This is a genomic window from Alloalcanivorax profundimaris (assembly GCF_015265435.1).
In the GTDB taxonomy this organism is placed as follows: Bacteria; Pseudomonadota; Gammaproteobacteria; order Pseudomonadales; family Alcanivoracaceae; genus Alloalcanivorax; species Alloalcanivorax profundimaris.
This window is the reverse complement of the sequence record NZ_JABJWH010000010.1, coordinates 199,136-219,453: the sequence shown is the minus strand read 5'-3', so window position 1 is coordinate 219,453 and position 20,318 is coordinate 199,136. Positions and strand designations below refer to the sequence as shown.

General features: G+C 68.2%; 21 protein-coding genes. 7 read left to right on the top strand and 14 right to left on the bottom strand.

Going from position 1 to position 20,318, the window contains the following annotated elements; all coding sequences use genetic code 11:
• The gene (locus HMJ39_RS07290) at positions 1-1,230 is read right to left on the bottom strand and encodes a GAF domain-containing protein (protein WP_161385354.1); all 1,230 of its coding nucleotides are present in this window, start codon (positions 1,228-1,230) and stop codon (positions 1-3) included.
• Between the two features lie 176 nt (positions 1,231-1,406).
• Here HMJ39_RS07290 and HMJ39_RS07285 point away from each other — a divergent pair, with 176 nt between their 5' ends.
• Positions 1,407-1,670 (top strand): acyl-CoA-binding protein, encoded by a 264-nt coding sequence (locus tag HMJ39_RS07285; protein ID WP_161385353.1) that lies wholly within the window; start codon positions 1,407-1,409, stop codon positions 1,668-1,670.
• A 39-nt stretch (positions 1,671-1,709) separates the two neighbouring features.
• Here HMJ39_RS07285 and HMJ39_RS07280 read toward each other — a convergent pair whose 3' ends face one another.
• Together HMJ39_RS07280 and HMJ39_RS07275 are read right to left on the bottom strand one after the other, a co-directional pair.
• Positions 1,710-2,312 carry a DUF805 domain-containing protein gene (locus HMJ39_RS07280; protein WP_194296778.1) on the bottom strand — a complete coding sequence of 201 codons (603 nt, stop codon included), beginning with the start codon at positions 2,310-2,312 and terminating at the stop codon, positions 1,710-1,712.
• A gap of 83 nt (positions 2,313-2,395) precedes the next feature.
• The gene (locus HMJ39_RS07275; protein WP_228462200.1) at positions 2,396-2,857 is read right to left on the bottom strand and encodes a CopD family protein; all 462 of its coding nucleotides are present in this window, start codon (positions 2,855-2,857) and stop codon (positions 2,396-2,398) included.
• A 168-nt stretch (positions 2,858-3,025) separates the two neighbouring features.
• On the opposite strand from HMJ39_RS07275, the gene HMJ39_RS07270 reads away from it, so the two are divergent.
• Positions 3,026-4,198 (top strand): type III PLP-dependent enzyme, encoded by a 1,173-nt coding sequence (locus HMJ39_RS07270; protein WP_194296777.1) that lies wholly within the window; start codon positions 3,026-3,028, stop codon positions 4,196-4,198.
• Positions 4,199-4,318: 120 nt separating this feature from the next.
• Positions 4,319-5,074 (top strand): M90 family metallopeptidase, encoded by a 756-nt coding sequence (locus HMJ39_RS07265; protein WP_194296776.1) that lies wholly within the window; start codon positions 4,319-4,321, stop codon positions 5,072-5,074.
• Here HMJ39_RS07265 and HMJ39_RS07260 read toward each other — a convergent pair.
• Both HMJ39_RS07260 and HMJ39_RS07255 read right to left on the bottom strand, forming a co-directional pair.
• On the bottom strand, positions 5,071-5,361 hold the full coding sequence (locus tag HMJ39_RS07260) for a chaperone modulator CbpM (RefSeq protein WP_260549329.1): 291 nt from the start codon (positions 5,359-5,361) through the stop codon (positions 5,071-5,073). The two genes, HMJ39_RS07265 and HMJ39_RS07260, sit on opposite strands and share 4 nt — an antisense overlap.
• Positions 5,358-6,281: a DnaJ C-terminal domain-containing protein gene (locus HMJ39_RS07255; RefSeq protein ID WP_161385350.1), complete on the bottom strand. Its 924-nt coding sequence runs from the start codon at positions 6,279-6,281 to the stop codon at positions 5,358-5,360. The genes HMJ39_RS07260 and HMJ39_RS07255 overlap by 4 nt, the downstream gene beginning before the upstream one ends.
• Before the next feature lie 179 nt (positions 6,282-6,460).
• Between HMJ39_RS07255 and HMJ39_RS07250 the strand changes: the two genes are divergently transcribed.
• The 3 genes from HMJ39_RS07250 to HMJ39_RS07240 are packed head-to-tail and all read left to right on the top strand — an operon-like array spanning position 6,461 to position 9,340.
• Positions 6,461-7,591, top strand: coding sequence for a glycosyltransferase family 4 protein (locus HMJ39_RS07250; RefSeq protein ID WP_161385349.1), 1,131 nt, complete (start codon positions 6,461-6,463; stop codon positions 7,589-7,591).
• Positions 7,575-8,351 (top strand): DUF2334 domain-containing protein, encoded by a 777-nt coding sequence (locus HMJ39_RS07245; protein WP_194296775.1) that lies wholly within the window; start codon positions 7,575-7,577, stop codon positions 8,349-8,351. Before HMJ39_RS07250 ends, HMJ39_RS07245 begins: the two co-directional genes overlap by 17 nt.
• Positions 8,348-9,340 carry a lysylphosphatidylglycerol synthase transmembrane domain-containing protein gene (locus HMJ39_RS07240; protein WP_194296774.1) on the top strand — a complete coding sequence of 331 codons (993 nt, stop codon included), beginning with the start codon at positions 8,348-8,350 and terminating at the stop codon, positions 9,338-9,340. The genes HMJ39_RS07245 and HMJ39_RS07240 overlap by 4 nt, the downstream gene beginning before the upstream one ends.
• A gap of 59 nt (positions 9,341-9,399) precedes the next feature.
• On the opposite strand, the gene HMJ39_RS07235 is transcribed toward HMJ39_RS07240, so the two are convergent.
• From HMJ39_RS07235 to HMJ39_RS07210, 6 genes are read right to left on the bottom strand one after another with little or no spacing between them, the layout of a single operon-like run.
• Entirely contained in the window at positions 9,400-10,728 is a 1,329-nt protein-coding gene (locus HMJ39_RS07235; protein WP_202553094.1) for an alginate export family protein, read from the bottom strand.
• Between the two features lie 55 nt (positions 10,729-10,783).
• Positions 10,784-11,344, bottom strand: coding sequence for a cytochrome C (locus HMJ39_RS07230; protein ID WP_194296773.1), 561 nt, complete (start codon positions 11,342-11,344; stop codon positions 10,784-10,786).
• A gap of 5 nt (positions 11,345-11,349) precedes the next feature.
• Positions 11,350-11,877, bottom strand: a complete 528-nt coding sequence (locus tag HMJ39_RS07225; RefSeq protein ID WP_161385345.1) for a methylamine dehydrogenase light chain — start codon at positions 11,875-11,877, stop codon at positions 11,350-11,352.
• A gap of 3 nt (positions 11,878-11,880) precedes the next feature.
• Positions 11,881-12,516 carry a methylamine dehydrogenase accessory protein MauD gene (gene mauD, locus HMJ39_RS07220; RefSeq protein ID WP_161385344.1) on the bottom strand — a complete coding sequence of 212 codons (636 nt, stop codon included), beginning with the start codon at positions 12,514-12,516 and terminating at the stop codon, positions 11,881-11,883.
• A gap of 24 nt (positions 12,517-12,540) precedes the next feature.
• On the bottom strand, positions 12,541-13,080 hold the full coding sequence (locus HMJ39_RS07215; protein ID WP_161385343.1) for a MauE/DoxX family redox-associated membrane protein: 540 nt from the start codon (positions 13,078-13,080) through the stop codon (positions 12,541-12,543).
• Positions 13,081-13,092: 12 nt separating this feature from the next.
• Positions 13,093-14,241, bottom strand: coding sequence for an amine dehydrogenase large subunit (locus tag HMJ39_RS07210; RefSeq protein WP_194296772.1), 1,149 nt, complete (start codon positions 14,239-14,241; stop codon positions 13,093-13,095).
• Between the two features lie 220 nt (positions 14,242-14,461).
• Between HMJ39_RS07210 and HMJ39_RS07205 the strand changes: the two genes are divergently transcribed.
• Positions 14,462-14,962 (top strand): MarR family winged helix-turn-helix transcriptional regulator, encoded by a 501-nt coding sequence (locus HMJ39_RS07205; RefSeq protein ID WP_161385341.1) that lies wholly within the window; start codon positions 14,462-14,464, stop codon positions 14,960-14,962.
• Here the strand turns inward: HMJ39_RS07205 and HMJ39_RS07200 are convergent.
• The 3 genes from HMJ39_RS07200 to HMJ39_RS07190 form a co-directional block, all read right to left on the bottom strand.
• Positions 14,959-16,221 (bottom strand): hypothetical protein, encoded by a 1,263-nt coding sequence (locus HMJ39_RS07200; protein WP_194296771.1) that lies wholly within the window; start codon positions 16,219-16,221, stop codon positions 14,959-14,961. The genes HMJ39_RS07205 and HMJ39_RS07200 overlap by 4 nt on opposite strands.
• 189 nt (positions 16,222-16,410) lie before the next feature.
• Complete coding sequence (locus HMJ39_RS07195; RefSeq protein ID WP_194296770.1) at positions 16,411-18,363, bottom strand: acetoacetate--CoA ligase; 1,953 nt, start codon at positions 18,361-18,363, stop codon at positions 16,411-16,413.
• On the bottom strand, positions 18,360-20,312 hold the full coding sequence (locus HMJ39_RS07190) for an acetyl/propionyl/methylcrotonyl-CoA carboxylase subunit alpha (protein WP_194296769.1): 1,953 nt from the start codon (positions 20,310-20,312) through the stop codon (positions 18,360-18,362). Before HMJ39_RS07190 ends, HMJ39_RS07195 begins: the two co-directional genes overlap by 4 nt.
• Positions 20,313-20,318 lie beyond the last annotated feature (6 nt).

Sequence of the window (20,318 nt, the reverse complement as noted above, 5' to 3'; positions counted from 1 at the left end):
TCAGCCCGCCTGGCGGTGGCGGCGGATGTAGTCCTCGCGGCCCATGGCCGCCACCAGCGCGTAGGCCAGCGGCGCCGCCAGGGCCTCTAGCAGGGTGCGGGCGTCCTGGTCGAAGGGCTCCAGGGACGCCAGCTCCAGCACGCCCAGGGCCTCGTCGCCCTGGCGGATGGTGAGGAACAGCAAATGGCCCGGGCGGATCACGCTCTGGCCGGTTTCCAGGTCCAGGTAGCCCGCCGGCACGTCGTGGCACACGGTGACCGCGCCTTCCGCGTCCAGGGCCCCGGCCAGCAGGCCGTCCCGTTCCACCCGGCCTTCCCGGCGGGCTTCGGCGTTGAGGCCCCGGGCGGCTTCCCGGTGCAGGCCGTCGTCGTCCACCCGGTAGGCGGCCCCGGCCATGGCCGGGCCATGCTCGATCATGAACGCCAGGGCCTGGTCCAGCAGCACCGCCACCCTGGGGTTGCCGGCGATGTGCGCCATGAAGTCGTTGAGCAGTGCCTGGCGGCGCGCTTCCCGGTCGGCGTTGTCGCGCCATTGCCGCAGGCGGTCGGACTCCCGGTTGAGCAGCAGGGTGTTGGCGTAGCTGTGGCGGGCGCTGGCGTCGAGCATGTAGCCGTTGAGCGCGCACACCACCAGGGGAAAGCCGTAGAACAGCAGCAGCGCCGCCGGGTCCACGGACCAGCCCAGCACCAGTGCCAGGGTTAGCGCCAGCACCAGCGAGCCCAGGCACCAGAACAGGGTGCGGGTGGGCGGCAGCCGCAGGATCGAGAAGCCGATGATCAGCACGTAGACGGTCTCGAAGGCCGCCACCTGGCCGAGAAAGGTGCCGGCCAGCTTGATCGCGCCGAGCAGGGTGCCGGCCAGGGAGATCATCAGCGCCATGCCGATCAGGGTGCTCATGAAGCGGTTCAGCGCGTCCACCTTCACTGCCAGGAATAGCAGCGCCAGGGCCCCGGCGATGGGCCAGAACCCGTACAGCCGCCAGCTGGCCAGGTAGCTGTCGTCCACGAACACCAGCACCGGCAGGGTCACCGCCAGGAACAGCACGATCAGTACGTACAGGGAACGGCCAATCAGTTTGCGGGCGCGGCGCAGGGCGTGAACGATGTAGGCGTCTTCCAGGGAACCGGGAAAACGGACCCACAGGGTGGCGAGCGCGCGCTTCAGATCGCGCTCCTGGCGCGCGTCCACGGTGGGCTTGGACGTGGAACCATTGGACGTGGAACCGGACATCGGCGGAACCCCCTTTTTTGTGTGTCTTCGCGCCCGGCATTGGCCCGGTGGCGCGAAGCGTTTCGCGTTATTGCTTTACGTCAGGGTGTTCGTTGGCAGTAGACTGGTCCGGTCGGCCGGCCCCCACCGGTGACGACCCTAAGGAAAAATCGGTAGCCAACGAACAGGTGAGAATAATGGCGGATACAGCGCGTTTTGAACAGGCCCAGAAGGACGTTCAGACCCTCAACAAGAAACCCGGCAATGACGACCTTCTGTTCCTGTACGCCCACTACAAGCAGGGCAGCCAGGGCGACGTCAGCGGCAAGCGCCCGGGCATGCTGGACATGGTCGGCCGCGCCAAGTACGACGCCTGGGCCAAGCTCAAGGGCATGAGCGCCGACGACGCCATGCAAAAGTACATCGACAAGGTCGAGGCCCTGCTCAAGAGCCACAAGTAAACAAGGGCGGCGCGCCCCGGCGGCGGGGCGCGCGGCCGCTTATTCCGAATACAACCGGTATTGCTCTTCCAGCAATTCCTGCTGCTGGCGCTGCAACTCGAACTGTTGGGCGCGGGCGCGCTCCGCATAGTCCTGATAGGCCGGCAGCGCCACGGCGAGCAGCAGCCCCACCCAGGCCAGCACCAGCAGGATCATGGTGAACGCGCCGATCACCAGGCCGGCGCCGTTGGCGGCGGGCCTCGGACCGAACCGGTTTTCCCCTTTGCTGCCCGGCACGAACAGCAGGATAACGGCCATCACCAGGTTCACCAGTGGCAGCAATGCCAACAGAATCCACCAGCCCGAGAAGTCCAGGTCATTGAGGCGGCGCTTGCCGAAGATCAGGCCGGTCACCACGCAGGCCAGCAGCATCAGCAGGACCAGGGGCATCAGCACCGCATTGGCCGCCGATTCCGCCAAGGAGATGGACACCACCACACCGACGGCGGTCAGCACGGCGTACAGCGTCACCATTACCACGCCGCCGTAAACGAAATAGCGCAACCGGCCGAGGCGGCCCTGGAGGGCGAAAAAACGCGGCGCGTAGGTACGGTCCGCCGGCGCGCCGGCTTCGCCTTCCGGCGGCGTATAGGGTTGGTTCATCGTGGTTCCCCCGGTTCATGGATGGGTTTCAAGCAAAGCGGGCATCATAGCCGGCCGCCGGCGCGCCCACCATGAAGGGGTCCTTATAAGTAGCGGCCGGCGGAGCCGATCACCACCACGATCAGGCCCAGTATCAGGTTGAGCCCCACCAGCTGACGGATCTGGCCCACCCGGCGGGCGCCCTCGGCGGTGTCGTTGGCGGCCACCGCCTGCTTCAGGCGCCGGAAGGGCGCGAAATGCACATGGGCGAAGATCAGCATCATCACGATGCCCAGCCCGAGCATGGCGTGGATGTGCCAGCCCACCTTGGCCATGCCACCGTAGACGCCGAAGATCATGCCGAAGCCGGTGGCCAGCAGCAGTGCCACCGCCGCCCACACCCAGACGAAGAAACGGCCCAGGGTTTCCGCCCACAGACGCGGCCGCCAGGCCGGGTCGATCACCGCGCCCACCGCCGGGCGCATCGCCATGTAGGCGTAGAACATGCCGCCCACCCAGATCACGGCGGCGAGCAGATGAAGGGCGAGGGGAAGGGCCATGGCCATGACAATCTCCAGGGTCGGGAATCAGGGGCGGCCAGTCTATAAAAAAAAGCCCTTGAAGTATCTCCCCAAGGGGGTCGGACCTTGCTACCTTTGGCGCCCGTTGCCGTCGTAACGGGATCGTGCCCCTGCCGGGCCGGGTCATCCTGAACAAGAGGAAAAAACGCCCCCATGACCACCGAGGCCATTCGCGTCGAGGACTTTTACGAACCGGCGGTGTTCCGCCGCATCAAGGACCTGGCGGACACCAAGGAAACGCCCTTCGTGGTGATCGATACGGACACCGTCGGGCGCCATTACGACCAGTTGGTGGGGCAGTTCCCGTTCGCCCGCATCCACTACGCCGTGAAGGCCAATCCGGCCCCGGAACTGATCACGCTGCTGCGCGACCGGGGCGCCAACTTCGACATCGCCTCCATCCATGAGCTGGACAAGGTCATGGGCCTGGGCGTGGCCGCGGAGCGGTGCATCTTCGGCAACACCATCAAGAAGGCCCGCGACATTCGCGCTTTCTACGAGCGGGGCGTGCGCCTGTTCGCCACCGACTCGGAGGCGGACCTGCGCAACATCGCCAAGGCGGCGCCGGGTTCCCGGGTGTACGTGCGCATTCTCACCGAAGGCACCCACACCGCCGACTGGCCCCTGTCGCGCAAGTTCGGCTGCCAGACCGACATGGCCCTGGACCTGGTGATCCTGGCCCGGGACCTGGGCCTGGAGCCCTACGGCGTGTCCTTCCATGTGGGATCGCAGCAACGGGACATCGGCGCCTGGGACGCGGCCATCGGCAAGGTCAAGATCATGTTCGAGCGCCTGCGCGAGGAAGTGGGCATCGAGCTGAAAATGATCAATCTGGGCGGCGGCTTCCCGGCCAACTACATCGCCAAGACCAATGACCTGGAGACCTACGCCTCCGAGATCATCCGTTTCCTCAAGGAAGACTTCGGCGACGAGCTGCCGGAGATCATCCTGGAGCCGGGCCGCTCGCTGATCGCCAACGCCGGCGTGCTGGTCAGCGAGGTGGTGCTGATTTCACGCAAGTCACGCACCGCCCTGCAGCGCTGGGTGTTCACCGACGTGGGCAAGTTCTCCGGCCTCATCGAAACCCTGGACGAGGCCATCAAGTACCCGATCTACACGGAGAAGAAAGGGGAAATGGAAGAGGTGGTGATCGCCGGCCCCACCTGCGACAGCGCCGACATCATGTACGAGAACTACAAGTACGGCCTGCCGCTGAACCTGGCCATCGGCGACCGCCTGTACTGGTTCTCCACCGGGGCCTACACCATCAGCTACAGCGCCGTGGAATTCAACGGCTTCCCGCCGCTGAAGAGCTACTTTGTGTAGCCGTTCTTCACGCTGTCGGCACCGTATGCCAGGACACCATGGCTTAAAGCGCTTTACGCGCGGCCAGCAAAAGCGGCAAGCTTTAGCCGCTTTTTCATGGTTGTGCATATGGGGAAAGGCATGCTGAAGCAGGCCCGGAGATGGTTCGAGGACCGTAAGCTGGCCCGTTTGCCGGTGGATCGGGACCAATGGGAGGAAGCGGTGGCCCGCTGGCCGGTGGCCACTCGCTATGAAGGCGCGCAGCGCGACCGCTTGTTCGACATGGCGCTGCGTTTTCTGGTGCGTAAGGAACTGGCCAGCGGCGGTGGGTTCCAGCTGGACGACGGCATGAGCCTGCTGATCGCCACCATGGCGGTGGTGCCGGTGCTGGAGCTGGGGCTGGACTGGTACGACGGCTGGTACACCGTGATCGTCTACGAGGACACCTTCGTCACCCCGGAAGGGGAGATGGACGAATTCGGCGTGGTCCACGAGGAGGGCCGGGTGCTGGCCGGGGAGGCCTGGCTACAGGGCCCGGTGATTCTGTCCTGGGGGGATATCCGCGCCGCCAGCGCCGAGGAGGGCTACAACGTGGTGATCCACGAGCTGGCCCACAAGCTCGACATGCTCGCCGAGGGCGCCAACGGCGCGCCGCCCCTGCATCCGGGCATGGACGGCGACCGCTGGCACCAGGTGTTCACCCACGCCTGGCAGGCTCTGGAGCGCGCCGAGCAGGCCGGCGAGCCGTTTCTCGACCCCTACGCCCTGGAGGACCCGGCGGAGTTCTTCGCCGTGGCCTCGGAGAGCTTCTTCGAGTCGCCGGGGCATCTGCGCCGGGTGCTGCCGGACCTCTACGAACAGCTGGCGCTGTTCTACCGCCAGCGTCCCGCCGGCTAGCGGGGATCCAGGAACCGTTCCAGGCGCCGGCGCAGGGCGGCGTTCTCCCGGCGCAGGCGGCGGTTTTCCTCGCTCAGCTCCAGGGCCAGGGCGACGCCGCTCCAGTCCATGGCCAGGTCCCGGTGCAGGCGCGCCGCCCGGGTCACGATCACGGTGACGGTTTCGTCGAACAGCCAGTGGGGGTCGTGGCTGTCCGGCTCGATGATGCCCAGCTCCACGATCTCGGTGACGGTGGCCACCGGCAGGGCCACGCGCCGGGACAGTTCGGTGAGGGTCAGTCGGCTCATGCTCGTTTCTCCCAGTCCGCCCGGGGATCGAAGTCCGCCTGGTCGGCCAGTTGCCGCCACAGGTCGCGGCTCCGTTCATCCTGGTGTTCCGGCATCACCACCTTGAGCACCGCGTACAGGTCGCCGGTGTGGCGCTTGCCGGTCAGGCCCTTGCCCTTGATGCGCAAGCGCCGGCCGTTCTGGCTGTCCGCCGGTACCGTCAGGCTGATGCGCCCGGTAAGGGTGGGCACCGACACCTTGGCGCCGAGCACCGCTTCCCAGGGCGCCACCGGCACGGTGACGATCAGGTCGTGGCCCTCCACGTCGAACAGGGGGTGGGGCACCAGCCGCACGCGCAGATAGAGATCGCCGGCGGGGCCGCCATCGGCGCCGGGGGCACCCTGGCCCTTGAGGCGGATGCGCTCGTTGTCGCCGGTGCCGGCGGGCACGGTGACATTGAGGGTGCGCTCGCCGACGCGGATCTGTTTGCGGGTGTCCGCCACCGTGTCCTCCAGGAACAGCGGCATCTCCACCTCCAGATCGCGGCCCGCCCGGGGGCCGGCGCGGTGGCCGAAACCGCCGCCGCCGCCGAAGATCGATTCGAAGAAATCGGAGAACGCGCCGGCGTCGTCGAAATGCGCCTCGCCGCCGCCACCGCCTTGCCCGAACCCCTCTTGCCGGAACCCTTGCCAGTCCCGTGGCCCGGCCTGGCCGCCGCCGCTTTGCCGATAGCGGCGCAGCTGGTCGTACTCGGCGCGTTTTTCCGGGTCCTTGAGCACGTGATAGGCCTCGGACACGGCCTTGAATTTGTCTTCCGCGTCCTCGTCGCTGCTCACGTCCGGGTGGTATTTGCGCGCCAGCTTCCGGTAGGCGCCCTTGATCGCCTTGTCATCGGCGTCCGGCTGGACGCCGAGAATCTCGTAGTAGTCCTTGAACTCCATGATCGCCGCGAACTCCTTTGGGAGCGTTCGTTCTGAATGTCCTTTTTATGGCGGCACGGCGGGCTTTTACAAGCCTTTACCGGCGCCCGGGACCGCTTTTTCCAAGCCGATGCTATGTTAGTCACGTTCACTGTTTTTTGACGAAAATCAGCAAGTTGACCAGGGAAAAGGAGAGCGGCTTGAAGATTCTCGATACCACCTTGTTTTACACCCAGGCGAGCGGTGGCGTGCGCACCTACGTGGACGCCAAGCGCCAGGCGCTGTTGAGACGCGGCGACATGGGCCACAGGGTGGTGATGCCCGGCGCCGGGGTGGCATTCAACGAGGACTTCATCGAACTGCCGGCGATGCCGTTGCCGCTGGCCCCCGGTTACCGGTTTCCCCTGCGCCTGGGGTTGTGGGCCAACGTCATGGCCGGCCTGCAGCCGGATCTGATCGAGGCCGGCGACCCCTACACGCCGGCCTGGGCGGCGCAGCGCGCCGCGCGCATGCTCGACGTGCCGGCGGTGGGTTTCTATCACTCGGACCTGTTGTCGCTGGTGCACCACCGGGTGGGTGCCTGGCTGGACGCTGGCAGCCGCGCCTATATCCGCCGTCTGTACCAGGGGTTCGACCTGGTGCTCAGCCCCAGCCGGCTGATGGCCCGCCGGCTCGGCGAGTGCGGCGTGGACGACGTGCGCGTGCAGCCCCTGGGCGTGGATCTGGAGGCCTTCCAGCCCGGGCGCGCCAAGCCGGATGCGCGCCGCCGGCTGGGCCTTGAGGACGACCGGCCGCTGCTGGTGTTCGCCGGCCGCGGCACCCAGGAAAAAAACATTCCGGTCCTGCTGGACGCCATGCGCCGGCTGCCGGACTACCATCTGCTGCTGATCGGCACCGGCCTGCAGCCGGACGCGCCGGCCAATGTGTCGGTGATCCACGAATTCTGCCCGGCGCCGGAAGTGGCGGGCTGGATGGCGGCGGCGGATGCGCTGGTGCACGCCGGCGACCAGGAGACCTTCGGCCTGGTGGCCCTGGAAGGCATGGCCTGTGGCCTGCCGGTGGTCTGCGCCGACGCCGGCGCCTTGCCGGAGGTGGTGCCGGAACACTGCGGGCGGCACGCGGCGCCCAACGACGGTGGCGCCTTCGCCGAGGCGATCCGCGACCTGTTCGAGAACGACGATCCGGCGGCCCTGGGCCGGGCCGCCCGGGCCCATGTGGAGGCCCGGCACAGTTGGGACGCGGTGGTCGACAATCTGCTCGGCCACTATCGTCGGGTGCTGGGTGAACACGAGCAACCGGTAATGGCACCGACCCATGAATCCCATCCCTGATCTCGGTCCCGCTTTTTTCCTGTCGCTGCACGACGTGGCGCCACACAGCTGGCCGTTGTACCGGGCCTTCCTGGCCGAACTGGAGCGCCCGGAGGAGGGCGGCCGGCTGGATTGCACGCTGCTGGCGGTGCCGGACTTTCACCACCGGGACATGGCCGAGCGCCATCCCGGATTCTGCCAGGACCTGCGCGAGCGCCAGCGCGCCGGCGATGAGCTGGTGCTGCACGGCTTCTACCACGAGGACGATGGGCCGCCGCCGCGCGGGCCCGGCGCGCTGCTGCGGCGCCGGGTACTGACCCACGAAGGCGAGTTCTCGGCGCTCAGCGGCGGCGAGGCGGCGCGGCGCATCCGCGACGGCCTGTCCCTGTTCTACGGCCAGGGCTGGCGGGCGGACGGTTTCGTGCCGCCGGGCTGGGTCACCAACGAGGCCGGGCGGCGCGCCATCCGCGAGGCCGGCTTCGCCTACCGCACCGACGCCACCGCCCTGTACCGGCTGCCCGACGAGCGCCGCCTGCCGTTGCCCACGGTGGTGATGTCGTCCCGCTCCCCCTGGCGCCGCCGGCTGTTCAAGGCCCTTAATCAACTCCGTCTGTGGCGCTACCAGCGGGCGCCGGTGATCCGCCTGGCACTGCATCCGGTGGACCTGCGTCACGAGGACAGCCGTCGCTTCTGGCTGGACACGGTGCGCCAACTGCGCGGTGAGCGCCGCTGCGTGACCAAACGCCGCTGGTTGCTGGAACAGGCCGGGGCGGCGCGATGAGACGTCACTGGCGCTGGCTGTTGCTGGCGGCGCTGACCGTGGGCGCCGTGGCGCCCCTGGTGATGGGCGGCCCGGCGGCCTTCCATGAACTGGCGCGGCTGCCGCTGTCCTGGCTACTGGGAATGCTGGCGCTGATCGGCCTGTGCTGGAACCTGAACGCCTGGCGCCTGCGCCTGATGCTCAACGGCCGCGCCCCGGGCATGGGCCACGGTTCCGCCCTGGCCACGGTGATGGTCACCGAGTTCAGCCTCAACGCCACCCCCGGGGGCAGCGGCGCCCCCTTTACCCTGGCGGCCCTGTTGTCCCGGCACGGCGTGGCGCCGGCCCGGGCCACGGCGGTGCTGGCGGTGGACCAGCTCACCGATATGCTGGTGTTCGCCACCTTGTTGCCCACCGTGGCGTTGTACGGGCTGGCCCGCTACCTGGATTGGGGCGGCTGGTGGCAGCTGGCGGTGCCCCTGGGCCTGCTGGTGGGCGGCCTGGTGCTGGTGGCCCTGCTGGCCCGCCATCAGCGCCGGGTACTGATCGCCTCCGGGGATCTGCTCGCCTGGCTGGGCCTGCGCCGGCGACGCCGGTATCGCATGGCGCGGGCGGTACTGCGCTTTCGCCGTGGCCTGGAGGAAACCCTGGCGGTGCCGCGCCGCCGTCTGCTGCTGATGTTCGCGCTGTGTCTGCTGCACTGGCTGCTGCGCTATTCGGTGATCTATCTGGCGGTGTGGGCGCTGGGCGAGCAACTGGACTGGACCTACGGCTTCTTCGTGCAGATGGTGGCCATGGGCGCGGGTCACCTGACCCTGCTGCCCGGCGGCGCCGGGGGCGCCGAGGTGGCCGGCGCGGCGCTGCTTAATCCCTGGCTGGGCACGGTTACCGCCGCCACGGTGATCGTGATCTGGCGCTTCGTGACCTTCTACTGGTATCTGATCGCCGGAGGCCTGGTGATGCTGTTCCTGGGCTTCAAGGAAGCCCGCCCGCTGATGAACGGCGGATAAAAAAATCCCCGGCCGGGGCCGGGGAGGCATACACGCTGCAAGGTGCGTCGAGCGTTAAATCAGAAACCAAAGGCCAGAATCAGCTGGGTGTAGAGGTTGCCGTCGTCGTTGCCGAGCTGGGTGCCGCCCTCGGCGGCGGAGGCATCCGGCTGGTACAGCCCCACCAGCGGAATGATCGCCAGGTTCGGCGTCACGCCCCATTCCAGGAACAGGTCGAACTCGCGGGCATCCAGGTTGCCGCCGGCGCCCTTGTCCAGGGTGGTGAAGTCGTAGGCCAGCAGGCCCACCGCCAGGTTCTCCCGGGGCGCGGCGTGCACCGCCACGTTATGGACCTTGGCGTTGGTGTTGAACGGCCCCGCGTAGTTGGCCGCCACCTCGCCCTGGAACCAGGTGCCCAGGGTGCGGCCGTTGCCGTAGAACATCGGGTCGAAGCCCTCGGAGAAGCGGCTGTAGCGGTAGTTCACGCTGGGCTGCCAGGGAGCGTCGGCGAAGGTCCAGCCGGCTTCCACGTACCAGGCGTCCTCGTCGCCCTGATCCTGGTCCTGCCAGGCGTATTCCCCGGACAGGAACAGGTTCTCCACGCCGGCGCTGCCCTGGTAGCGCAGACTCCAGGTTTCCTGGCCGTCCCGTTGCGGATACAGGAACGCCAGGTCCTCCTCCACGTCGTCCACCTTGATGTAGCTGAGGCCCAGGGTGCCGTTCTCGCCGACGTGCTCCAGGTTGCCCACCTTCATGGACGCTTCCACCTGGGCCGGATTGTCCGACTCGATCCACATGGCGTCGCCGCGCCAGCCGCTGTCGCCGCCCAGGCTGAGCACGGCGGTCTTGTCGAAGGCCTGGCGGGCGGCCAGGTAGTAGGCGCCGCCCCGGTCCAGCAGGCCGCCGGCGATGCCCTCGCCGAAGTTGAGCGCGTCACCGGCGATCAGGAAGCCGTCGCCCAGGGTGATGGCCTGGCGCCCGGCGGAAACGGCCACGCCGTCCTCGCCCAGGGCCGGGAACAGATCCCCGGAGCGCCAGCCCAGATAGGCGTCCTCCACGTCGGTTTCCCGTTCGTCGCCGTTACTGAAGCCGGCGGCGTCGCCGTCGCCCCAGGTGCCGCCGCTGAGGGCGTTGAGGGCACCGAACAGGCGGCCCGCGCCCAGTTCCTGCTCCAGGGCGAAGCCGTATTTCAGATAGCCTTCCTGCCAGCTGGAGGAGCCCTCGCTTTTGCTGCCGGCGGTGGCGTAGTTTTCCTCGCTGTGGAAGGTGCCGGCCACGCCTTCCACGGTGAGATCCAGTTTGGTGGTGTCGTTGGCCACCAGCTCCAGGGCCTGGGCCTGGACCCCCAGCGCGGTCAGTGAACAGGCAAGCAGGGTCCGTTTCACGGCTTTTGGATAAGCGGTGATCATGGTCGTGTCTCCATTCGGGTGAAGCCCGCGCCGGTGGCACGGGCGCGGGATCAGCTCATCGGCTGTCTCCGTTGTCGTTGTGGTTGTCGTCGTGGGGCATGCCGTCGTCGATGGCGATGCCCCGGTCGCGCATGCTCTGGATCAACCGGGCACGGGTGTCCGGCAGGTTGCTCAGCCGGGTGGCGCGGATCCGTTCCACCTCGGCGGGGGTGTAGGGCGCGGCGTCCTCCGGCGTGCTGGCGCCGGCCATGCCGTCGCGTGCCAGAATCCAGTTCAGCAGTTCGGCGAGCTGGCCGTCGTCCAGGGCGGACTGGGCCACGCCGGGCACGCGCACCAGGAATTCGCGGCCGTCCTCCACGCGCAGGAAGTTGCCGACGAAGCCGGTCATACGTGGCACGTCATTGCGCGGCGCGCCCTGGCCCTGGGGCAGATGACAGCCGGCGCATTGCAGCTGGTAATTCACCGCCGGGCTGTAGCCGGCCCGGGACAGGGGAATCTGCGGCACCTCGTTGCCCGGCGCCGGTGTCTGCGAGGGGTCCGGCATGGCCCGGGCGTGGGCGCCCGGGCTGGTCACCGAGGCCGCCAGCAGGACGGTGAGCAGCAGGCCGCGTCGCATACGCCTCAACCGGCCTTGGCCACGCCGCGGATCACCGCCACGGTGCAGTTGTAGACGTTGGCGTCGGCGCCCAGGCACCAGTTGATGTCGTTGTTGTTGAACGGCCGGTACATCGGCTCCTCGCTGTCGTTGCGGGTACAGGCGCACTGGGCGCAGCTGTGCTTACCGCAGCAGTCGTTGTAGGAAATGATGTAGTCGATGCCGTCCGCCGGGTTGCGGCAGGTGCCCACCCAGGTCACTTCGGAGCCCTGGGTGCCCGGCGGGCAACTGTTCACGGTGCCACCACAGCAACTGCACAGGAAGCCGTCGACGGAACAGTAGCGCCAGTAGTCGCAACTGGTGGGGTCGCCCGGGTCGCCGGCCTGGGGGGATTCCGCCGCCAGCGCCTTGGCGGTGCGGTCCACCGGCAGCAGCACCGGCATGGCGGCGCCGGCCACCAGGAAGGAGCCGAGCCGGCCCAGGAAGCGCCGCCGTGAGGTGGTGCTGGCCACGTGCCGGGTGGAACGCTCGAAGAAACGGTCGAGGAATTTCATGGTTCAGGCGCTCCCTTTTTCGGTGGGCAGGTCGTCACCGGGATGGTGAATTCGTGGGCTCTGGCCGCGCAGGTAGTCCTGCAGAGTGGCGGCGCCCAGCAGTTCGGTCTCGAACAGGCTGTCCAGGTGTTCGCGGGAGTTCACCAGCCCCTTGGCCTTGAGGGTGCCCTCGGCGTCGATCAGCACCGCGTAGGGCAGCTTGCCGATCTGGTAGGTCATGCCCACTTCCGGGTCCACCACGTAGCGGGAGCGGTCGAGCTTGAACTCGGCGATGATTTTTTCCTGCTCGGCCATGTCTCCGTCGCTCACGTAGACCACCTCCAGGTCGTCCCGGGAACGGTCGATGGCGCGCACCGCCGGCAGCAGGGATTTACAGATCGGGCAGGTGGGCGACAGGAAGAACAGCATCTGCGCCCGTTCGCCGGGGTAGCCCACGTTCACCGGGCGGCCCAGGCGGTCCTCGGCGGTCAGTTTCGGCGCCGGCTGATTCACCGCCACCCCCTTGTCCACCATCAGGGCGCCGGCCGGGGCGATGCGCGCGTGCAGCACGCCGATCTGGCGAATCAGACCGACCACTACCAGGGCCATGGCCACCAGCAGGCACCAGAGAAGTACATTGGAAACGATCAAGGCTTGCATGGAAGTCACCTTATTTCTGTTTGTTCATCGTCCGGACAGACCGAGCAGACGCGGCTGGTTGGCCAGCCACACCTCGATCGCCGCGTACAGCAAAACGGTCACCGCCGTGGCGGCCAGCACCACGAAGCCGTCGAACACGCCCAGCGCGCGGGGCGCGGCGGGGGCGGCGGCGAGCAGCGCCAGGCCGGCGAGCAGCAGGTTGCGCGAGAGCAGCCGGGGGTGCAGCGGCTGGGGCGCGCCGGGGCCGGCGCAGCCGCAATCCAGGTCGTGGCGTCCGCGCGCCAGGTTGATGCCGATGGCGGCGGCGTACAGACCCACCAGGGCCAGCGCCGCCAGGGCCGCCGCGCCCCGAGTGGCCGGCCACAGCAGCGCCAGGGCCAGGGCGCCCTCGAGCAGCGGCAGGGCGCGCGCCGCCGGCCCGTGCAGGGCCTCCGGCAGCAGCCGGTAGTCGGCCACCTGGCGGCGGAACCAGGCCGGCGCGCGCACCTTGTGGCTGGCGGCGCTGGCCAGGATCACCGCCAGGGAGACGGCGCCGGTGGCGGTGAGAATGGGATCCATGGTCATGGGCCCTCCTGGTTAATGGTTGATGACCAGGGTCGGGGTCTTGCTGACGCCGTCCATGGTGTCCACGTACTCACCCTTGGTGAGGTCGAAGATGTCCAGGCCGCCTTCGATGTTGGTGCCCAGCAGCAGGGGCTTGTCGTCGGAGGTGGCGTTCAGGCTCCACACCAGGCTGGGCGTTTCCATGGTGTCCACCTTCTTGCGGGTCTTGAGGTCATAGACCCAGATGGTCTGGCTCGGATCTTCCCATTTGTGCGGTGCGTGGTCCGGGTGCATCAGCACGTAGAGCCGGTTCAGTTCCGGCGCCACCGCCATCAGCTGCCAGCCGCCCGGGGCCCAGCCTTCCTGGCGTTCCTGCTTGGTGGTCAGCCACCAGTCCGGCAGTACCTTGGGTTTCTTGCCTGACAGATCGACGCCCCGTACATGGCCCTCGGTGGTCACGAAGTAATAGGTGTCGCCGTTGCCCACCGCCCGTTCGATCAGCTTTTCCTCGTCCGGGTCGAAGAAGCGGGTGGCGGTGCGGTTCACCTCCTGGCCGTTGTCGTCCAGGGTGATCACCTGCAGCTTGCCGTCGCCGCACAGGGAGGCGAAGCGGCGCTCGCCGGCCGGGTAGTTGAGGATGCAGCCGGGGATCGCCAGTTCGTTGACCACCTCCTGCTTTTTGCTGTCCACCACGGTGATCGAGGTGGAAGGGGTGAAGTTGTAGATATATACGAAGCGGTCGTCGGCGCTGGTGCTCAGCCCGTAGCGCTCGGTGAGGGTGGAGGCCCGTTTGCTGGGGATTTCCACCTCCCAGCGTGGCGACAGGGACGAGGTGTCCCAGGCGGTGATCACGTCGGTGCGTTTACCGCGCACGTAACGCTCGAAGAAGATGTCCGCCGTGTACACCGTCTTCTGGTCGTGGGACAACACCGCCGGCGCCGCGCCGCCGGTACTGAGCATGCCCAGAACCTTGCGCTGGTCCGGATCGACCACCACCACCCGGGTGGCGACCATGTTGTTGAACTCGAAGTCGACGATGTAGCTGCGGTGCGGGTCCGGCGGGAAGGGCAGGGTGGTGTTCTGGCCCAGCTTCTCCACCGGCAATTGCGCCTGGGTGCCGGCGGCGGCCACGCAGGCCGCGGCCAACAGCAGGCCCTTGCACAGGGGTCTTGGTAGTCGCATAGCTGCTCCGCTTGTAGGTGTGGTTATTCATCGAGTGTGTGCCAGTACCGGCGGCCGCGCATGCTGTTGCGTGCCAGAGGTTTGTTAATTCTTGCCAACCCGGTGCCGGCCCACCGTGCCGCCGGCCACGGAAATGCCAGAAACGTGCCATGGCCCCGGCTCCCTCGTTACACTAGGGGCCGGGCGCCGCCGCGCCCGGCAGCCAGGAGAAACACACTCGATGTCCCGCACAGACCGGAACCCGGACGCTTCCAGCCCGAGCACGGAACTGGACCTGACCCGCTTTCTGCCGTATCGGCTCAACAACCTGGGTGGGCGGATCAGCCAGGCCCTGGCGGTGATCTACCGCCGGCGGTTCGGTATTTCCATCCCCGAGTGGCGCATTCTGGTGTGGCTCAACGAGCGGCCGGTGCTCACCGCCAAGCAGCTCACCGGACTGACGCAGATGGACAAGGTACGGGTGTCGCGCTCGGTGCGCGCCCTGGAAAGCCGGAACCTGATCCACCGGCAACCATCCACGGAGGATCAGCGCCAGCAGTGGCTGCGGCTTACCGACGATGCCCGCGCGCTGCTCGCCGAGTTGATTCCCGCCACCCGGCGTTGGGAGGCGGAGCTGGCGGCGACCCTGTCGGAAGGAGAGCACGAGGCTCTGTTGGCGGCGTTGAACAAGCTGGAGGAACGCCTCGACCACCTGGTGGCGGCGGAAAGCGGCAAGGATTAATCCGTTGCCGGTCGCCAGCGCACCGCCGGCCGCGCCCGGCGGGCCTCGGCCAGGGCCCCGGGGCCGCCCTCGGAAAAATCCAGCTCCGCCATGAAATAGAAGGATTCGCCGAAGGGGATGCGGTCCAGGGCGAAGCCCACGTTGGGCATCTGGCCCGGGAAGCGTTCCGGCCCGTCGTCCAGGGTCGGGTCGTCCTGGTAGAGAAAGCGTGCCCCGGTGCCGAAGCCGGCGGCGAAATTCAGCCGCGCCAGCATGGCGAATCCCTTGCCGGTGTCGAACCATAGCCAATTGCGGGTGGGCACCGGGCTATCCACCATGGCTCGCTCATCGGCGTCCAGGCGGCCATCCACCCGCGCTTGCCGTGCCCCGGTCCAGCTGGTGCGCAGCCGCGCTCCGGTGAGGTCGTGGCCGTCCACGGTGACCCGGGCGCCGGGTTCACGCAGCACGGCGGCGGCGAAACCGGGCAGCCGGAAACGGGCATGCACCGCCACGCCCCGGTCCCGGATCACCAGGAAATTGTGCACCTTGAGCACCGGCAGGCCGGCCACCCGCACCCGGGTGCGGGCGTACACCAGCGTCGCCAGGGGGCCGTCGATCACCTGGCGGATCTCCGGGTCCAGGTTTTCGTTGGTCAGGGTGAGCCGGGCGCCGGCGCTGAACACACCGGCGCTCAGCCGCAGCTTGAGGCTGTCCAGCAGATTGCGGGGCGTGCCGTCGGCGTCGGTGTAACCGTTATGGAAGAAGTCGCCCCATTGAAACAGGTTGTCGTCGCGGAAGCGCAGTTCGAAGTCATCGGTGCGCAGGCGCAGTGGGTCCTGGCGCAAGCGTTTCGGCGCCGGATGGGGAGAGGCCGGCCGTGCCAGCAGGTAAAGGGTGCGCGCGTCGTCGCCGTCGCCGACGATCAGGGTGCCGAGCAGGCCCGGTGGTTCGTCGGAGGGTGAATCGCCGCCGTCTTCCGGCACATCCACCAGCAGACGGTCGGCGGCGGCGATGCGCGTCACCGGCGAGTCCCGCTCGCTATCCGGGTCCCGCTCGAAGTAGGGAGCCTGGCCGTTGCTCCAGGCCAGCCACTGATGGGGCACGGCCTGGAAGGTGCCGTCACGGTACACGGCCACGTCCACCGCCGCCCGCTCGCGGCCGGCCAGGCCCTCCAGGGCGCCGCCTTCCAGTGCCACCACCCGGGCGCCGCCGGCGGCCGGCACCAGCAGCAGCGCCAGCGCGGCGGCGATCAGATGTCGGGAACGTACGCGAGTTAGCATGGGCCTCCTTGCCTGACTCGACGGATTGATTAATCACTGATCAGGCTCGGCGTGAGGCGCCGGGAAGTCGAGGCCGCCCGGCCCCGTTGGGCGGGCGTTCGGGTCATGGGGTGGTAATCGCGGCTAAAGCCGCTCCTACGGCGAAAAATGTCCCCGTAGGAGCGGCTTTAGCCGGGGTCGAGCTCAACGTCAGTCCGCCAGTTCCGGGCGGTCGGCGAAGTGTTGCAGGGCATCCGGGTTGGCCAGGGCGTTGCGGTTGCGCACCTCCCGACCATGCACCACGTCGCGCACCGCCAGCTCCACGATCTTGCCGCTCACCGTGCGCGGAATCTCCGGCACCGTGAGAATCACCGCCGGCACGTGGCGGGGGCTGGCGCCGGCGCGGATGGTGGTCCGGATTTTTTTCTGCAGCTCGTCGCTGAGCTCAACGCCCTCGGCGGGCACCACGAACAGCACCACCCGCACGTCGCCCTGGAACTGCTGGCCGATGACGATGGCTTCGCGGATTTCCTCCAGGGTTTCCACCTGACGGTAGATCTCGGCGGTGCCGATGCGCACGCCACCGGGGTTGAGCACGGCGTCGGACCGGCCGTGGATGATCAGCCCGTCGTGGCCTTCGTGGGCGACGATCTCGGCGTAGTCGCCGTGGGCCCAGATGTTCTCGAAGGTGTCGAAGTAGGCATCGTGGAAACGCTGTTCATCCGGGTCGTTCCAGAACGCCACCGGGCAGGCGGGGAAGGGCGCCCGGCATACCAGTTCGCCTTTCTCGCCGACCACCGCGTCACCGTCGTCGTTGAACACCGCCACGTCCAGCCCCAGGCCCAGGCATTGCAGCTCGCCCCGGTAAACCGGCACCACCGGGCTGCCCAGGGCGAAGCAGGAGAGGATGTCGGTGCCGCCGGAGATGGAGCTCACCAGTAGGTCCGGTTTCACCTGCTGGTAGAGGAAGTCGTAGCTTTCGTGGAGCAGCGGCGAGCCGGTGGACATCAGGGTGCGCAGGGTGGACAGGTCGTGGCTGTCCTTGGGCACCAGGCCGGCTTTCTCCACCGCCTGCACGAACTTGGCGCTGGTGCCGAAGTGGGTGATCTTCTCCGCGTCGATCAGGTCGAACAGGCGGGACGCGTCCGGGTAGGCCGGGTTGCCGTCATAGAGCACCAGGGTGGCGCCGGTCTGCAGCCCGCTCACCAGCCAGTTCCACATCATCCAGCCGCAGGTGGTGAAGTAGAACAGCACGTCGTCGGCGCCCAGGTCGCCGTGCAGGCGGTGCTCCTTGGCGTGCTGGATCAGGGCGCCGCCGGTGCCGTGCACGATGCACTTGGGCGCGCCGGTGGTGCCGGAGGAATAGAGAATGTAGAGCGGATGGTTGAAAGGCAGCTCGGCGAACGGCGGCGGCGGCTCGGCGGCGGCCAGCCAGTCGCCCCAGTTGAGCGCCTGACGCACCCGGGTGGTGTCGCCGCGACCGGGGATCGCCACCAGCAACTCGGGCCGCAGTTTGTCGTGCAGATCCTGGATGCGCTCGTCCAGCTCGATCCATTTGCCGTTGTACTGATAGCCGTCACAGGCGAACAGCACCTTGGGCTCGATCTGGCCGAAACGGTCGAGCACGCCCTGGACGCCGAAGTCCGGCGAGCAGGACGACCAGATGGCGCCGATCCAGGCGCAGCCCAGGGCGGCGATCACGGTTTCGATGCGGTTGGGCATGAAGCCGGCCACCCGGTCGCCGGGTTCCACGCCGGCGGCGAGCAGCTGGGCGGCCACCTGGCCGGCGGCCACGCGCAGATCATTGTAGTTGATCTCGTCGCGGCGGCCGGCTTCGTCCACGCTGATCAGCGCCGGGTGGGTGTCGCGGCGCGCCAGCAGGTTTTCCGCCATGTTCAGCCGGGCATCCGGGAACCAGCGGTTGTGACGGAATACGGGGCTCGGTTCCAGGACCCGTTCGCCCTTGTGCCCTTGCAGCTCACAGAAATCCCAGACCAGGTTCCAGAAGCTTTCCGGCTCGCTCACGGACCACCGGTGCAGGGCCCGGTAATCGCCCAGTTCAGCGCCGGCCAGGGCTTCCGCCCGGTGGCGGAACGCGGTGAGCTGGCTGTGTTCCAGGCGCTGGGAATCGGGCCGCCAAAGCGGGGATGTGGCTGTTGTCATTCTTCCTCCGTTTCAAAGTCCACCAACAAGGTGCCTTCAGAAACGCTGTCTCCGGCTTGCACGAGGAAGGCCCGCACGGTGCCGGGGGCACTGGCGCGCAGGGTGTGTTCCATTTTCATGGCTTCCAGTGTAATCACGGCATCGCCGGCGGCCACGGGCGTATCCGGCGCCGCATGGCAGGCCACGATGGTGCCGCTCATGGGCGCGCGGAAATCGTCCGCGCCGCCGGCGTGCTCGCTCTCCCGAGCCGGATGCGTTTCGATGCGATAGTCCTGTCCGTGGACGAACAACGTCAGGCGCCGACCATCAAAATCAAAAAAGAGGGCCTGGCCGGAAAGCCCGTCTTCACCCCAGTCCAGTTCGAACAGGTCGCCGTGCCGGCGCAGTCGGTAGGGCGCGCGCCGATCGGATACGGTCGCCTGTTCGTTATCGAGGACCACGGTGAAGTCGTGTTCGTCCACGCGCAGCGGCACCAGGGTACGCCGGCGGCCGAGCGGACGCCAGGCGGGCAGGCCCCGCCAGGGATCGCCGCCGGCTTCGGCGTGCCCGGCCACCAGGGCGGCGGCGGCCACCGCCAGGGCGGCGGGATCGGCGCCAGCGGGTTCCAGCAGGTGCGGGCGGTGCTCCAGCAGGCGGGTGTCCAGGTCGCCGGCGGCGAACGCATCGTCCAGCAGGACCCGGCGCAGGAAGGCGGCGTTGTGATGCACCCCGGTAAGCGCCAGGTGGTCGAGAGCCCGGGCCAGACGGCGGCGGGCCTGGTCCCGGTCGTCGCCGTGGGTGATCAGCTTGGCGATCATCGGGTCGTAATAATCAGAAACAATATCGCCTTCCTCCACGCCGGCGTCCACGCGCGCGCCGTCCGGCCAGCGCAGCTGGTCGATGCGCCCGGAGGAGGGCAGGAACTGCTGGTAGGGGTTCTCCGCATAGAGGCGCACCTCCATGGCGGCCCCGTTCAGGCGCAGGGCTTCCTGGGCCTTGGGCAGCGCGCGGCCCTCCGCCACCGTCAGCTGCCAGGCCACCAGGTCCTCGCCGGTGATCAGTTCGGTGACCGGATGCTCCACCTGCAGGCGGGTGTTCATCTCCATGAAGAAAAATTCACCCTCCGGCGAAAACAGGAACTCCACGGTGCCGGCGCCCCGGTAATCGATGGCGCGGGCGGCGCGCACGGCGGCCTGGCCCAGATCCTGGCGTTGCTGTTCCGTGAGGCCCGGCGCCGGCGCTTCCTCGATGATCTTCTGGTGGCGGCGCTGCACCGAGCAATCCCGCTCGAACAGATGCACGGCGTTGCCGTGCGCGTCGGCGAACACCTGCACCTCCACGTGGCGGGCGGTGGGCAGATAGCGTTCCAGCAGCACCCGGTCGTCGCTGAACGCATTGCGGGCCTCCCGGCGGGCGGCGGCCAGGGCCTCCTGGAAATCCCCGGGGCCTTGCACCGCGCGCATGCCCTTGCCGCCGCCGCCGGCCACCGCCTTGATCAGCAGCGGGAAGCCGACCCGGTCCGCCTCGGCCACCAGGGTGGCGTCGTCGGCGCCTTCCTGGTCGAAACCGGGCAGCACCGGCACGCCGTTTTCCGCCATGCGCTGGCGGGCGGCGGCCTTATCGCCCATCAGGCGAATCGAGTCCGGGGACGGGCCGACGAAGATCAGGCCCGCCTCGGCGCAGGCCTCGGCGAAGCCGGCGTTCTCCGACAGGAAGCCGTAGCCCGGGTGGATGGCGTCGGCGCCGCTGTCCCGGGCGGCGGCCAGCACCGCTTCGATGTTCAGGTAGCTGTCCCGGGCGCTGGCCGGGCCCAGGCGCACGGCGCGGTCCGCTTCGCGGACGTGGGGGGCGTCGGCGTCGATGTCCGAATACACCGCCACGGTGGTGAGGCCGAGCTCACGGCCGGTGCGGATGATACGCCGGGCGATTTCGCCCCGGTTGGCGATCAGCAGGGTGTCGATGCGGGCCATTGTTGT